This is a genomic window from Thermomonospora curvata DSM 43183 (assembly GCF_000024385.1).
Lineage (GTDB): Bacteria > Actinomycetota > Actinomycetes > Streptosporangiales > Streptosporangiaceae > Thermomonospora > Thermomonospora curvata.
Map to the genome: position 1 here is coordinate 641,142 of NC_013510.1, position 13,292 is coordinate 654,433.

At 71.9% G+C, this 13,292-nt stretch carries 15 protein-coding genes; 11 read left to right on the forward strand and 4 right to left on the reverse strand.

Annotated elements, in window-relative coordinates; translation table 11 throughout:
* Positions 1-700 precede the first annotated feature (700 nt).
* Genes TCUR_RS02810 through TCUR_RS02825 form a run of 4 tightly spaced genes read left to right on the forward strand, consistent with a single transcriptional unit; the run spans position 701 to position 2,535 of the window.
* Positions 701-1,276 carry a nucleotidyltransferase family protein gene (locus tag TCUR_RS02810; protein ID WP_012850950.1) on the forward strand — a complete coding sequence of 192 codons (576 nt, stop codon included), beginning with the start codon at positions 701-703 and terminating at the stop codon, positions 1,274-1,276.
* Positions 1,273-1,527: a BON domain-containing protein gene (locus TCUR_RS02815; protein WP_012850951.1), complete on the forward strand. Its 255-nt coding sequence runs from the start codon at positions 1,273-1,275 to the stop codon at positions 1,525-1,527. The genes TCUR_RS02810 and TCUR_RS02815 overlap by 4 nt, the downstream gene beginning before the upstream one ends.
* Positions 1,524-2,288, forward strand: a complete 765-nt coding sequence (locus TCUR_RS02820) for a metallophosphoesterase family protein (protein WP_012850952.1) — start codon at positions 1,524-1,526, stop codon at positions 2,286-2,288. Before TCUR_RS02815 ends, TCUR_RS02820 begins: the two co-directional genes overlap by 4 nt.
* Positions 2,289-2,337: 49 nt before the next feature.
* Entirely contained in the window at positions 2,338-2,535 is a 198-nt protein-coding gene (locus tag TCUR_RS02825) for a hypothetical protein (protein ID WP_012850953.1), read from the forward strand.
* Between the two features lie 14 nt (positions 2,536-2,549).
* Here the strand turns inward: TCUR_RS02825 and TCUR_RS02830 are convergent, their stop codons facing one another.
* Positions 2,550-3,398, reverse strand: a complete 849-nt coding sequence (locus tag TCUR_RS02830) for an SDR family oxidoreductase (RefSeq protein ID WP_012850954.1) — start codon at positions 3,396-3,398, stop codon at positions 2,550-2,552.
* A 188-nt stretch (positions 3,399-3,586) separates the two neighbouring features.
* Here TCUR_RS02830 and TCUR_RS02835 point away from each other — a divergent pair, with 188 nt between their 5' ends.
* From TCUR_RS02835 to TCUR_RS27725, 5 genes are all read left to right on the forward strand, one after another.
* Positions 3,587-4,360, forward strand: a complete 774-nt coding sequence (locus TCUR_RS02835; RefSeq protein WP_012850955.1) for an SDR family NAD(P)-dependent oxidoreductase — start codon at positions 3,587-3,589, stop codon at positions 4,358-4,360.
* A 17-nt stretch (positions 4,361-4,377) separates the two neighbouring features.
* On the forward strand, positions 4,378-5,142 hold the full coding sequence (locus TCUR_RS02840; protein ID WP_012850956.1) for a crotonase/enoyl-CoA hydratase family protein: 765 nt from the start codon (positions 4,378-4,380) through the stop codon (positions 5,140-5,142).
* 142 nt (positions 5,143-5,284) lie between these two features.
* Positions 5,285-6,019 (forward strand): response regulator transcription factor, encoded by a 735-nt coding sequence (locus tag TCUR_RS02845; protein ID WP_012850957.1) that lies wholly within the window; start codon positions 5,285-5,287, stop codon positions 6,017-6,019.
* Positions 6,016-7,533: a sensor histidine kinase gene (locus TCUR_RS02850; protein ID WP_012850958.1), complete on the forward strand. Its 1,518-nt coding sequence runs from the start codon at positions 6,016-6,018 to the stop codon at positions 7,531-7,533. Before TCUR_RS02845 ends, TCUR_RS02850 begins: the two co-directional genes overlap by 4 nt.
* Positions 7,534-7,649: 116 nt before the next feature.
* Positions 7,650-8,954: a S1C family serine protease gene (locus TCUR_RS27725; protein WP_148232908.1), complete on the forward strand. Its 1,305-nt coding sequence runs from the start codon at positions 7,650-7,652 to the stop codon at positions 8,952-8,954.
* A 28-nt stretch (positions 8,955-8,982) separates the two neighbouring features.
* On the opposite strand, the gene TCUR_RS02865 is transcribed toward TCUR_RS27725, so the two are convergent.
* Positions 8,983-9,813 (reverse strand): oxygenase MpaB family protein, encoded by an 831-nt coding sequence (locus tag TCUR_RS02865; protein ID WP_012850960.1) that lies wholly within the window; start codon positions 9,811-9,813, stop codon positions 8,983-8,985.
* Positions 9,814-9,956: 143 nt separating this feature from the next.
* Between TCUR_RS02865 and arfB the strand changes: the two genes are divergently transcribed.
* Positions 9,957-10,388, forward strand: coding sequence for an alternative ribosome rescue aminoacyl-tRNA hydrolase ArfB (gene arfB / locus TCUR_RS02870; protein ID WP_012850961.1), 432 nt, complete (start codon positions 9,957-9,959; stop codon positions 10,386-10,388).
* A gap of 307 nt (positions 10,389-10,695) precedes the next feature.
* Here arfB and def read toward each other — a convergent pair whose 3' ends face one another.
* Both def and TCUR_RS02880 read right to left on the reverse strand, forming a co-directional pair.
* The gene (gene def, locus TCUR_RS02875) at positions 10,696-11,232 is read right to left on the reverse strand and encodes a peptide deformylase (protein ID WP_012850962.1); all 537 of its coding nucleotides are present in this window, start codon (positions 11,230-11,232) and stop codon (positions 10,696-10,698) included.
* Between the two features lie 125 nt (positions 11,233-11,357).
* Positions 11,358-12,335, reverse strand: coding sequence for a coiled-coil domain-containing protein (locus tag TCUR_RS02880; protein WP_012850963.1), 978 nt, complete (start codon positions 12,333-12,335; stop codon positions 11,358-11,360).
* A 252-nt stretch (positions 12,336-12,587) separates the two neighbouring features.
* Between TCUR_RS02880 and TCUR_RS02885 the strand changes: the two genes are divergently transcribed.
* Complete coding sequence (locus TCUR_RS02885) at positions 12,588-13,127, forward strand: gamma carbonic anhydrase family protein (protein WP_041439267.1); 540 nt, start codon at positions 12,588-12,590, stop codon at positions 13,125-13,127.
* Positions 13,128-13,292 lie beyond the last annotated feature (165 nt).

The following is a 13,292-nucleotide window of genomic DNA, read 5'->3' on the forward strand; positions in this document are numbered from 1 at the left end:
GGCGGTGGAATGGTCGCTCACCGACGGCCGGGCCGGCTGTGTTCACTTGTCGGGCGGCGATCGGGGGCGCCGCTGGACGGGCAGAACGCTAACCACACTTCGCTGAAATCGGCAAATGTCGTCTTGTCACGCAGCGTGCAGAACGGTGTGATCAAGAAATTGATCAAGCTCTGACCTGCGGTTTCGTGGGGTATGTGATCATAATGTGATATGGGTCTCAGTGTGTTGCAGGGGGTGAGACCGGTGTGATCCGGGCCTGGAACCGATACCCGGCAAGGGTATTTCGGGAGGGTTAAGTGATGTTGATCACGAGATGATCACGGAGTGATCGTGTTCGCCGGAATGTTTCCGACATTGACCGATCTGTGATCTGACAGGATGTTTTCCGCTTACCACTCGGAGATGAGTAAGTCCCTCCGCGAATGCGGCGACCAGCCTGGGCGGACGGCTCGGCGGGCGGGTTTTCCGGGGCGCCCCGGGAAACGGCCGTCCGTAAATCCCCGAGGCGCCCGTGCAGAGCGGTGAGCGGGCGTTGTCCCCCGCGGGAGATGGACTTGTCACCCCGGCGTCCGGGCGTGCCGCCCCGGCCGGGCGCGTCCGGCGCGCATGGGGGACGGACATGCGGGTACTGCGTCGCAATGTCCATCGACGGTGCCCGCCGATGGCGTCCGATCGCTCACTGCAAGCCCCAGGGGTGCACATGTCTCAGGCGGATCCGGGGATCGACGGCGGCGCCCTGATCTCCACCCTGAAGCGGGCGGCGGGCGTGCTGCGGGACGCGGGAGTGGAGTTCGCACTGGCCGGCGGGTTCGCCGCCTACGTGCGGGGCGCGGCGATCTCCACCCACGACGTCGACTTCGTGCTGCGCGAGCAGGACGTGGACGCCGCGGTGAGCGCGCTGACCGCCGCCGGGATGCGTCACCGGGAGTGCCCGGAGGAGTGGCTCACCAAGGTCTACGACGGCGACCGGCCCATCGACTTGATCTTCCGGCCGTCCGGGCGCCCGGTGGACGGCGGGATGCTGCAGCGGGCCGAGGAGCTGCCGGTGGCGGCGGTGAGCATGCCGGTGCTGCCCGCCGACGACCTGGTGATCATGCGGCTGCTGGCGTTCACCGAGACGGCCTGCGACTTCAGCGACTTCCTGCACGTGTGCCGGGCGCTGCGCGAGCAGGTGGACTGGCCGAAAGTGGCCAAGGAGACCGCGCACTCCCCGTACGCCTACGCCTTCTTGACGCTGCTGCACCGGCTGGACGTGATCGAGGGGGGATTCCTGTGAGCAAGGCCGAGGACGAGCCGCACTACATGGCCGCCCGCATCCGCGAACGGGTCGCCGAACGAGCGCACGAGCTGGGCATCCAGGTCGACGTCCGCGGGGAGGTGATCTACCTGCGCGGCGATGTGGCCTCCGAGCAGCGCCGCCGGGACGTGGAGGAGGCCGCCCGGGCCGCCGCCCCGGACCGCACCGTCCGCAACGAGCTGTCGGTGGTCTCCTCGGGGGCGCCGGAGGGAGAGGAGCGCCTGTCATGATCCGCGTGGCGGCGGTGGGGGACATCCATGTCGGCCCGGACGTGGCGGGCCGGTACCGGGAGCAGCTGGCGGGCCTGGCCGGCCACGCCGACGTGCTGCTGGTGGCCGGGGACCTCACCCGGCACGGCACCGTCGCAGAGGGCCGGATCGCGGTGGAGGAGCTGAGCGCCTGCCCGGTGCCGGTGATCGCCGTGCTGGGCAACCACGACTACCACTCCGACGCCCAGGAAGAGATCACGGCGCTGCTGCGCGAGGCGGGCGTCACCGTGCTGGAGGGGGACTGGACGGTCCTCGAGTGCGCGGGCGTCCGGCTGGGCGTGGCCGGGGGCAAGGGCTTCGGCGGCGGCTTCGCCGGGCGCAGCGCCGGGGAGTTCGGCGAGCCGGAGATGAAGGAGTTCGTCCGCCACACCCGCGAGTTCAGCGAGCGGCTGCACGCGGCGCTGACCGCGCTGGACGAGCACGGCGCGGACGTCAAGATCGCGCTCACCCACTACTCGCCGGTCAAGGACACCCTGGCCGGGGAGCCGCTGGAGATCTACCCGTTTTTGGGCAGCTACCTGATGGCCGAGGCCATCGACCGGGCGGAGGCCGACCTGGCGGTGCACGGCCACGCGCACCGGGGCGCCGAAAAAGGCATGACGGCGGGCGGCGTGCGCGTCCGCAACGTCGCGCTGCCGGTGATCCGCCACGCTTATGCGGTGTACTCCCTGGATGAGACCACGCTGGGACGGCCCGTCCGGTCCGCGTCTCTTTCCCGCTGAGACCCCCGGCGCACGGGTTTAAAACCTCGCCACCGGTCAGGTAGGGGACATGACCGATAAACAGCAGCCCGATCGTTCCAAGTCCCTGGCCGACCGCCGGGCCGAGGCCGGCGCCCCGGTCGATTCCGGCGACGAACCCGACCTGGCCGGCGAGTGGGAGCCCGGCCCCACCGACCCGCCCAACGCCGAGGCCGAAACCCCGGGCGGCGAGGCGGAGGGGTACTCTCCGCAGACCCGCATCCCCTGACGCCGGGCGCGTCCTTACCCCGGGTGGATCTCGCCGCCGGCCGGGACCAGGGTCTGGCCGGTGTAGTAGGACGACATGCGGTCGCTGGCGAAGAAGACATAGGACGGGGCGATCTCATCGGGGTCGGCGGCACGGCCCATGGGCGCCTGCCGGCCGAAGCCCTCCACGCGCTCTTTCGGGAAGGTCGCGGGGATGAGCGGGGTCCACACCGGGCCGGGGGCGACGCAGTTGACCCGGATGCCCTTGTCCATGAGGGTCTGGGCCAGGGACTGCACCAGGTTCATCGCGGCGGCCTTGGAGGCGGCGTAGTCGATGAGCGTCTTGTTGCCGCGCAGCCCGTTGATGGAGCCGGTGACGATGATGGACGAGCCTTCGCCCAGGTGCTCCAGCGCCGCCTGCACGATCCACAGCAGGCTGAACACGTTGACCTCGAAGGTCCGCCGCAGGTGCTCTTGATCGATCTGCCGGACGTCCTCCACCGGGCGCTGGGTGCCGTGGTGCAGCACCAGGACGTCCAGCCCGCCCAGCTCGCGGGCGGCGTGCGCGACGACGCGGCGGCAGTGGCCTGCTGCGGCCAGGTCGCCGCCCAGGGTGAGGCAGCGGCGGCCCTCCCGCTCGACCAGCTCGGCGGTGCGGCGGGCGTCGGCGTCCTCCGACAGGTAGGCCAGCGCCACGTCGGCGCCCTCCTTGGCGAAGGCGACCGAGACGGCCCGGCCGATGCCGGAGTCGCCGCCGGTGATCAGGGCGCGCCTGCCGGCGAGCAGGCCGCGGCCGCGGTAGTCGCGCATCTCGTCCCGGGGCTTAGGTGTCATATCCGGGGTGCGTCCGGGGTAGGGCTGGGTCTGTGCCGGTTGTTCGCTCATGGGGTCCCCTGGGGATGCTCAGATCCGAGACAGTCCCGGTGGTGTTTCTTCTCACCCGGGTGCGAAGAAACGAGACGTTGTGCGTCAGGCGCGTGCCCGGTGGGTGGGGACCCAAACATTCCCGGTAATTTGACCTCTGGGTAACATCAACCCGAACCACATTCGGTCCCTGACGTAAGGTGCTGCTTATGGACCTGAACGGAGTCTCCGCCGTCATCTCCGGGGGCGCCAGCGGCCTCGGTGAGGCCACCGCCCGCGACCTGGCCGCCCACGGCGTCAAGGTTGTCATCGCCGACCTGAACGAGGCCAAGGGCAAGGCGCTGGCCGACGAGATCGGCGGCGTGTTCGTCAAGACCGACGTCTCCGACGAGGCACAGGTGCAGGCCGCCGTCCAGGCCGCCGTGGACACCGGCGCCCCGCTGCGGATCATCGTCAACAGCGCCGGCATCGGCTGGGCCAGCCGCACCGTCAACCGTGACGGCAGCCCGCACGACCTGGCCTCCTTCCAGAAGGTCATCCAGGTCAACCTGGTCGGCACCTTCAACCTGATGCGGATCGGCGCCGCCGCCATCGCCAAGACCGAGCCCGCCGACGCCGACGGCCTGCGCGGCGTGGTGATCAACACCGCCTCCGTGGCGGCCCTGGAGGGCCAGACCGGTCAGGTCGCCTACTCGGCCTCCAAGGGCGGCATCGTCGGCATGACGTTGCCGGCCGCCCGTGACCTGTCGGCGATCGGCGTCCGCGTCAACACCATCTGCCCGGGCATCATCGACACCCCGATCTACGGCGAGGGCGAGGCCGCCGAGGCGTTCAAGGCCAAGCTGATCGCGCCGGTGGTGTTCCCCAAGCGGATGGGCAAGGCCGCCGAGTTCGCCCACCTGGTGCGGGCCCTCATCGAGAACGACTACATGAACGGTGAGGTCATCCGCTTCGACGGCGGCATCCGCTTCCAGCCCAAGTGAGTCGGGAGACCGCATAGATGTCCGATGCAGTTCTGACCGAGACCGAGGGTGCGGTCCTGGTCATCACCATCAACCGGCCCGAGGCCAAGAACGCGGTGAACGCCGCCGTGGCGGAGGGCATCGCCGCCGCCATCGATGAGTTCGAGGGCCGCAAGGACCTGTCGGTCGCGGTCCTCACCGGCGCCGGCGGCACCTTCTGCTCCGGCATGGACCTCAAGGGCTTCCTCAAGGGCGAGGCCCCGTGGGCCGCGGGCCGCGGCTTCGGCGGCATCGTGGAAAAGCCCCCGGTCAAGCCGATCATCGCCGCGGTCGAGGGCTACGCGCTGGCCGGCGGCTGTGAGATCGCGCTGTCCTGCGACATGATCGTCGCCTCCCGGGAGGCCAAGTTCGGCCTGCCCGAGCCCAAGCGCGGCCTGGTGGCGGCGGCCGGCGGCCTGATGCGGCTGCCGCGGCGCATCCCCTACCACATCGCCATGGAGATCGCCCTGACCGGCGACTTCTACGGCGCCGAGCGCATGGCCGAGCTCGGCTTCGTCAACCGGCTCACCGAGCCGGGCGGCGCGCTGGCCGCGGCCAAGGAGCTGGCGCTGAAGATCGGCGAGAACGCCCCGCTGGCCCTGGCGGCCACCAAGCGGATCATCGTCGAGTCGCCGTACTGGTCGGCCGAGGAGATGTGGCAGCGCCAGAACGAGATCTCCGGCCCGGTCTTCGCCTCCAAGGACGCCCAGGAGGGCCCGAAGGCCTTCGCCGAGAAGCGCAAGCCGCAGTGGACGGGCGAGTGACCCTCACCTGAGGGAACGCACACCGGGGCGCCCGGCACCCGCCGGGCGCCCTTTACCGTGTCCAGGCGGCCGTGAGCACGCTTTCAGCTTTCCTTCAGCTTTCTCCCCCACTCTTACGATGAGACGTGGGGGGAGCAGGCCATTGACCGATCGCACCGCGCACCGGCCGCGGCCCCAGCGGGCCGCCGGGGCCCGGCTGCTGGTCGTCGAGGACGACGCCAACATCCGGGAGCTGCTGGCCGGCAGCCTGCGCTTCGCCGGGTTCGAGGTGGTCACCGCCACCAGCGGCACCACGGCGGTGGAGGCCGCCCACCGGCACCGGCCCGATCTGATCGTGCTGGATGTGATGCTGCCGGACTTCGACGGCTTCGCCGTGGTGCGGCGGCTGCGCTCGGGCGGCACCCACACCCCCGTGCTGTTCCTGACCGCCCGCGACGCCGTCGGCGACCGCATCACCGGGCTGACCATCGGCGGCGACGACTACGTCACCAAGCCCTTCAGCCTGGAGGAGGTCATCGCCCGCATCCACGCCATCTTGCGCCGGGCCCGGGGCGGCGCCGCCGAACCGTCCCCCCGCATGGTGTTCGCCGACATCGAGCTGGACGAAGACAGCCACGAGGTCTGGCGGGCCGGCAAGCCGATCTCGCTGTCGCCGACCGAGTTCAAGCTGCTGCGCTACTTCATGGCCAACGCCGGCCGAGTGCTGTCCAAGGCGCAGATCCTCGACCACGTGTGGAACTACGACTTCCGCGGCGACGCCGGCATCGTCGAGTCGTACGTGTCGGCGCTGCGGCGCAAGGTCGACAACACCGAGCCGAGGCTGATCCACACCCTGCGCGGGGTCGGGTACGTGCTGCGTCAGCCGCGGCGCTCATGACCGGGCCTGCGGCGCGCCGGGCGGGCGGCCCGCTCGGGACGCTGCGTTCGCTGCCGGACCGCACCCCGCTGTGGGTCAAGCTGATCGCGGCGGTGCTGCTGCTGGTCACCGCGGGGCTGACGGTGACCGGCGTGGCCGGGGTGTCGGTGCTGCGCGGATACCTGGTGGACCGGGTCGATGAGCAGCTGGGCCAAAGCGCCCGGCGCCTGGCCGGGCAGATCGCCCGCCCGCCGCCCGGCCCCGCCGGCGGCCCCATCGTGCTGCGCGTCCCCGGCGACATGTCCCTGCAGATCCGCGACGCCGACGGCACCGTCCGCAGCGACACCCAGGCGCAGGACGCCGACGGCGGCCCCCGCATCCCCGCCGAGCTGGCAGGGCGCTACGGGACGCCGTTCACCGTGCCGGATGTGCGCTCCGGCCCGTCCTGGCGGGTGCTGGCCGTCCCGCTGAAGGACGGCTCCAGCATGATCGTCGGGATGAGCCTGGGGGAGACCGAGCGCACCGTGGACCGCCTGATCGCCATCGACCTGCTGGTGGGCCTGGTGGTCTTGGTGGTGCTGGCGGGCCTGGGCGTGTGGGTGGTGCGCGTCAGCCTGCGTCCGCTGACCGGCATCGAGCAGATCGCCGGGGCCATCGCCGCCGGCGACCTGTCCCGCCGCGTCCCGCAGGCCGACCCGCGCACCGAGGTGGGCCGGCTGGCCGGCTCCCTGAACGGGATGCTGGCCCAGATCGAGGCCGCCTTCCGGGCCCGCGCGGCCTCCGAGCACACCGCCCGGGAGTCCGAGCGGCGGATGCGGCGGTTCATCGCCGACGCCGGGCATGAGCTGCGCACCCCGCTGACGGCCATCCGCGGCTTCGCCGAGCTGTACCGGCAGGGCGCCGCCCGCGACGCGGCCGAGATCGACCGCCTGATCGGCCGGATCGAGGACGCCGCCTCCCGGATGGGCCTGCTGGTGGAGGACCTGCTGCTGCTGGCCCGGCTGGACCGGCAGCGGCCGCTGGAGCGCCGCCCGGTGGACCTGCTGGCGGTGGCCGCCGAGGCCGTCCAGGAGGCCCGGGTGCTGGCCCCCGACCGCGACATCGAGCTGTCGGTGGAAAGCGGCATGGCCTACCAGGTGCTGGGGGACGAGCCGCGGCTGCACCAGGTGCTGAGCAACCTGCTCACCAACGCCGTCCGGCACACCCCCGCCGGCACCCCGGTGCGGGTGCGGCTGCGTCCCGGCACTCCCGCCGAGGAGCGGGCGCTGCGCGAGCGGGGCGCAGCGGCGGGCACGTCCGCCGTGGTGTGCGAGGTCGCCGACAGCGGCCCCGGCCTGACCCGCGAGCAGGCCGAGCGGGTCTTCGAACGCTTCTACCGGGCCGATGAGTCCCGCAGCCGCGAGGACGGCGGCACCGGCCTGGGCCTGGCCCTCGTGGCCGCCCTGGCCGCCGCGCACGGCGGCCTGGCCCAGGTGGAGACCGCGCCCGGCCGGGGCGCGACCTTCCGGGTGCTGCTGCCGCAGGCCCCGGACTGACCCGCCGATATCCGGGCAGACCTCCATCCCGGGCGGCGCGGGCGCGCCTTCAGACGTTCAGCGGGCTTTCAGCCTCTCTGCAGTAAGGCCGCAGCCCCGGCGCCGACGCTCAAAGGGTGAGCGAACGACTGGGGGACCACATGAACGCCGACAAGCCACACCGCGACACCGGCCACCGGTCACCGCACGTCGCCCCCCACGGCCCCGGCCGGCGGCCGGCCGAAGCCGAACCGGGCGTCCGCCCGGCCGGCGTGCACGCCTCCCGGGGCGGTCCGCAGACCTCCGGGGCCGGTGCGGACGCTTTCCAGCCGGGGGCGCGGGGAACAGGAGCCGACATGAGCGGCTCCCAGGAGGCCCCCGCCGGTTCGGGCGTCGGTCATGTGCAGGCACCGGGCGCTCACCCGGCCGGTCCGCAGGCGTCCGGGGCCGGTTCGCACGTTCCGTGGACGGGAGTGCAGTGGGCGGGCGGCCACGTGGACCGGCCGTGGGCCGGCCTGGACGGTGCGCAGGGGCGGGCGGCGGGTGTGCGGCCCGCCGCCGGGCCGCCGGGGGTTGTGAGCGGTGAAAGCGGCCCCTGGGGGCCGCCGCAGGCGCCGCCGGGGTGGACGTTGCGGCGCAGGCTGGTGACCTTCGGGGCCGCCGTGCTGATCGCCGCCGGGGCCGGAGGGGCCGGGGCGGCGGCCGCGGTGGCGTTGCTCGGGGACGGCGGGGCGGCCGGCCGGTCCGCGGCGTCCTCATCGGCGGTGGGCGCCGCGCCGCGGTCGGTCGCCGAGGTCGCGGCGGCCGTGCAGCCGAGCGTGGTATCCATCCGGGCCGTCTCGCGGTCGGCCGAGAGCGAGGGGTCGGGGGTCGTGCTGCGGGCGGACGGGACGATCATCACCAACGCCCACGTGGTCTTTGGCGCCGCGCGCATCCAGGTCAAGTTCAGCGACGGCAGGACCGCCACCGCCGAGGTGGTGGGCGCCGACGCCGAGCACGACATCGCGGTGATCAGGGCCCAGGGGGTGTCGGGGCTGCAGCCGGCCCGTATCGGCGACAGCGGTGAGCTGGCGGTCGGCGACACGGTGCTGGCCGTGGGCAGTCCGCTGGGCCTGGACGGCTCGGTCACCGCCGGCATCGTCAGCGCGCTCGGCCGCACCCTGCAAAGCGGCTCCCAGCCGGGGCCGGGCGGCCCGCCGCCCGGGTTCGGCCGCCGGGCCCGGCAGGAGCAGACGACCACCATCGAGAACGCCATCCAGACCGACGCGGCCATCAACCCGGGCAACTCCGGGGGCGCGCTGGTCGATGCGGCCGGGCGGGTCGTGGGCATCAACACCGCCATCGCCACCACCGACCAGGACGGCGGCAACATCGGGGTGGGCTTCGCCATCCCGATCAACGCGGCGATGGAGTCCGCGAACAGGATCATCGCCGCGTCCTGAGGCGGCCCGAGACGACCGCGGCCGCGCCTCAGGCGGCCCGGGAGCTCACCTTCAGGCGGGGCTTGTCGAAGGCCCGGTTGCGCAGCATCTTGCGGATCTGGTGCAGGTAGAAGTCGCGCGGCAGGGTGCGCACCCGTTTGGGCAGCCTGGGGTAGACCAGGGCCAGAAACTCCATCAGCAGGTGGAACTGGATCTCCCGGAACAGGTTCCACTTCCAGCCGTACTGCTCGCGGATCGGCGGGGGCATCATCCCGTAGGTGATCAGCCGGATCGGGATGAGCCCCGGCCGCATGAACCACGGCAGCTTCTTGGGGTGCAGCACGCCGTCGGCGACGTACCGGGAGGCGTCGTTGATCTTCAGCGTGTTGACCATGCGGGCGTAGTACTCGCGGAACTCCGGGTAGGTCGCCGGCATGCGGTCCTCGGGGCAGCCGAGGATCGTCGCGTAGATCTTGGACTGCTGGTAGTACTCCTCCAGCTCCTCGGGCGTGAACTTGCCGAACAGCCGCTGGTAGAGCTGGGCCGCCACGGCGAACAGCGTGGAGGCCACCCACACCTGCAGCTCGGGGTCGTTGGCTTGGTAGCCGGGCCCGGTGACCTTGTCGTGCATCCGGGTGACGATCGCGCTGAGCTGGTCGGCCTCCTCCTTGGTGCCGAACACGACCGTGTAGACCCAGCCCATGGTGTTGCGCAACCGGGCCGTCGGGTCGTCAAAGGTGTAGCTGTGGTCGTGCACGCCCTGCCCGACCTTGGGGTGGGAGGTCTGCAACAACGAGGCCACGCCGCCGCCGGCGATCAGGATGCCCTCCTGGGCGACGCGGCAGATGATGTCGTCGTCCTGGAAATACCTGTCACTCATGCCCACGAGTGTAAGTAACCACTTGCTTAGGTTCCAGTGTGACGTGTCGCACGAACATGCACATGCAGATGCGCATGGGGCACGGCGTCCACCGGAGAAAAAACCGGACGACATGCTCAAACCCGCCGGGAATAATCAGGCCCATGCCCCCCGCGATCCGTGTCCGCGGCTCGGTCACCATCCCCGAGACCGAGCTGCGCTGGCGTTTCTCCCGGTCGTCGGGACCCGGCGGGCAGCACGTCAACACCAGCGCCACCGCCGCCGAACTGTCCTTCGACGTGGCCGGCTCGCCCTCGCTGCCCGAGCCCTACAAGCGCCGCGCCCTGGAACGCCTGGCCGGCCGGCTGAACGGCGGGGTGCTCACCATCCGCGCCGAGGAGCACCGCTCCCAAAAGCTCAACCGGGACGCCGCCCGCGCCCGCCTGGCCGCCCTGCTGACCGAGGCGACCGCCCCGCCGCCCAAGAAACGCCGCCCCACCAAGCCCAGCCGCCGCGTCCACAAGCGCCGGCTGGAGAACAAACGCCGCCGCGGCGCGCTCAAACGCGAACGCTCAAGCCGCTGGCACTGGCACTGAGCAGATCTTTCCAACGCGCCGCCTCCGCGGCCGAGACGGAGGACGTCGCAGTCGAAGACGATGCCGTGACCTGTGATGAGACGGCACCGGACATCGCCCGGGACCGCGTGCGGGATGCGGACCGGTCTTTCCCGGCGCGTTGTTCCCGCAGGTCAACACGGGCGGATCGGGTCAGGAACGATGCGGTGGCCCAGAACGCCACGGCACCTGAGGTCACGGCCGGAAGGCCTCGGTGAGCCGGTGCCGCTTGCGCCGCAAAGGGCGCGCACGTCCCGGCCGGGCCCGGCGGGCGGCGGATGCGAGGGGATCAGGACAGACCGGCGGAGCGGATGGCGCGCATGGCCTCACGGCGGGTCTCGCCCTTGAGGACGTCGATGTAGACGCCGCCGCGCAGATGGTAGGTCTCGTGCTGCAGACAGCGGGCGAAGTAGCCGGTGCCCTCGATGCGCAGCGGCTTGTTGTCCAGATCCACGCCCTCCACCACGGCGTGCCGGTAGCGGGGGGTGGGAAAACGCAGGCCGGGCACCGACAGGCAGCCCTCGTCCTCGACCACGATGTCGCCGTCCTCGGCCACCAGCACCGGATTGATCACATGCCCGACGTGGCGCCGGCCGAGATCGTCCTCGCAGTCGTAGACGAAGACCTGCAGCGACACCCCGATCTGATTGGCGGCCAGACCGGCGCCGTTGGCCGCGTACATCGTGGCGAACATGTCGTCGACCAGGCGGCGCAGCCCGGCGTCGAAGGTGCGCACCGGGTCGCACTCGGTCCGCAGCACCGGGTCGCCCAGCCGCCGGATCGGCCGCACCTCGCCGCGGCCCTTTGGGGATCGGGTCACGGCCATAGCCTAATCAAGATCGGTATCGGTCTTCCGGTCGTCTCGGCGCGAGCGGGCGTCCGCCGCGTCACCGCCGCGGCGGACGCCCAGCGACAGGGCCCCCGACTCCCGGTCCGACGACCGGCCCCTTATCAGCCCTCGCCCACTCCGGGGGCCGGCGCCTGAGGAGGCACCGGCGACAGGGGCGCGGCGGGCTTGCCCGGCTCGGCCGCCTCGTCGGCGGCCTGCGCCGGCAGCGGCACCGCGGGGGCCGGCGGGTCGGCCGGGCGGACCGGCTCGGACGGGGCGGGCGCGACGGCGTGCTTGGGCGCCGGCGCCGGCTTGGCCGGGGCGGCGGGTTTGGCCGAGGCCGCGGGCTTGGCCGGGGCGGCGGGCTTGCGCGCTGCCGGGGCGACCTGCTTGACGGCGTCGTCGACCATCTTCTCCAGCGGGCCGGCCTCGTTCTCGGCGCGCAGCAGCGCCGCCAGGGTCTCGCTGATCTCGGTGAGCCGCTGCAGGGCCTGGGTGTGGTTGCGGGTCAGCTGGTTGAGCCGCTGGGTGGCGTCCTCGTTGATCACACCGGCCCGCCGCTCGGCCGCGGTCAGCGTGCGCTCGGCCTCCAGGCGGGCGCTGGTGACGGTCTGCTCGGCCTCCTGCTTGGCGGCCGTCAAGATGGCCTCGGACTCCTTCTTGGCCATGCCCAGCACGTGGTCGGCCTTCTCCTGGGCCTCGGCGAGGTTCTTTGCGGCGGCCTCGCGGGCCTCGTTGATGATCCGCTGGGACTCGGCCTCGGCCTCCTTGCGGATCTGGGCGCCCTTGGCCTCGGCCTCGGCGACCTTGTCGCGCGCCTCGTCCTCGGCCAGGTTGATGATCTGGCGGAGCCGCTCGCTCAGGTCGTCGCCGGTGGGCTTGCGCGACTCGCGCAGCTCGGCCATCTCCCGGCGGGTGCGCTCGACGTCGTCGAGGGCGCGGGCCAGCCGGGCCTCCAGGTCGCGGATCTGGTTCTGGTACTGGGTCTTCAGATCGCGCAGGCGGTCCTCCACCTGACGGCGGTTGTAACCGCGCATCACGATCTCGAACTCCTCCTCCTCGCGGAGGAGGTTCGGCACGATCTCAGTTTCGTTGCTCATGGGCCTAACGGGGTCGTTGGCGGGCCGGGCCCGTCAAGGGGTTCGGAGTCAACGTCGGGCGGGGTGCAGTCCCGCTCGGGGACTTGTCCTAGCACACAGATGTCAAGAGTCGACTCTCGCCCTGCAAGGCGCCTCCGCGCAACCGGAATGCCCGTTCTCGCTGCGATTTCTTCGTCACCTGGGGTTCTGCGGCCACTCCGGGCGGCGCCGCCCGGTCAAGGAGCGCCGGTGCCGGTTCCGTACCATCGCGCCATGAGCATGAGCTATGTGGGATCCCTGGGGGAGGCCGAGCCGGACATCCACCCGCAGGCGTGGGTCGCGCCGGGCGCGGTGGTCATCGGCAAGGTGCGGCTGGGCCGGGGCTCCAGCGTCTGGTACGGGTCGGTGCTGCGCGGCGACGACGAGGAGATCATCGTCGGCGAGGACTGCAACATCCAGGACCTTTGCTGCCTGCACGCCGACCCCGGCACCCCGGCCGTCCTGGAGGACCGGGTGAGCCTGGGGCACAAGGCCATGGTCCACGGCGCCCACGTGGAGACCGGCGCGCTGATCGGCATCGGCGCGATCGTGCTGAACGGGGCGCGGATCGGCGCCGGCACCCTGGTGGCCGCCGGCGCGCTGGTCGGGCCGGGCAAGAAGATCCCCTCCGGGGTCCTGGTGGCCGGGGTCCCCGGCCGGGTGGTCCGCGAGCTCACCGACGACGACCGGCTGGTGCTGGAGCACACCTGGCGGATCTACACCAAGAAGGCCGAGCATCACCGCACCGCCGCCCGCTGGCGGACCGGCACCTGATTTCCATCGTCCCTTGAAAACCCGCTGACCTGGGCGAAGGGATTCCGTGAAGCCGAGCGGGGGAGTTCGGGGGGCCGGGGCGGAACTACCATGACCTCGTGGTGTGGGGAGCGGGATACGGCGCTCCGCCCCCGATGGCAGGGCAGGGCCCGGCGCCTCAACCCC

Bases quoted from the DNA above. Each gene is read 5' to 3' on its own strand.
- TCUR_RS02835 (WP_012850955.1), top strand. From the start codon at position 3,587: ATGGACCTGAACGGAGTCTCCGCCGTCATCTCCGGGGGCGCCAGCGGC.
- def (WP_012850962.1), bottom strand. From the start codon at position 11,232: ATGGCCGTGACCCGATCCCCAAAGGGCCGCGGCGAGGTGCGGCCGATC.
- TCUR_RS02880 (WP_012850963.1), bottom strand. From the start codon at position 12,335: ATGAGCAACGAAACTGAGATCGTGCCGAACCTCCTCCGCGAGGAGGAG.
- TCUR_RS02825 (WP_012850953.1), top strand. From the start codon at position 2,338: ATGACCGATAAACAGCAGCCCGATCGTTCCAAGTCCCTGGCCGACCGC.
- TCUR_RS02865 (WP_012850960.1), bottom strand. From the start codon at position 9,813: ATGAGTGACAGGTATTTCCAGGACGACGACATCATCTGCCGCGTCGCC.
- TCUR_RS02820 (WP_012850952.1), top strand. From the start codon at position 1,524: ATGATCCGCGTGGCGGCGGTGGGGGACATCCATGTCGGCCCGGACGTG.
- arfB (WP_012850961.1), top strand. From the start codon at position 9,957: ATGCCCCCCGCGATCCGTGTCCGCGGCTCGGTCACCATCCCCGAGACC.
- TCUR_RS02840 (WP_012850956.1), top strand. From the start codon at position 4,378: ATGTCCGATGCAGTTCTGACCGAGACCGAGGGTGCGGTCCTGGTCATC.
- TCUR_RS02830 (WP_012850954.1), bottom strand. From the start codon at position 3,398: ATGAGCGAACAACCGGCACAGACCCAGCCCTACCCCGGACGCACCCCG.
- TCUR_RS02885 (WP_041439267.1), top strand. From the start codon at position 12,588: ATGAGCATGAGCTATGTGGGATCCCTGGGGGAGGCCGAGCCGGACATC.
- TCUR_RS02850 (WP_012850958.1), top strand. From the start codon at position 6,016: ATGACCGGGCCTGCGGCGCGCCGGGCGGGCGGCCCGCTCGGGACGCTG.
- TCUR_RS02810 (WP_012850950.1), top strand. From the start codon at position 701: ATGTCTCAGGCGGATCCGGGGATCGACGGCGGCGCCCTGATCTCCACC.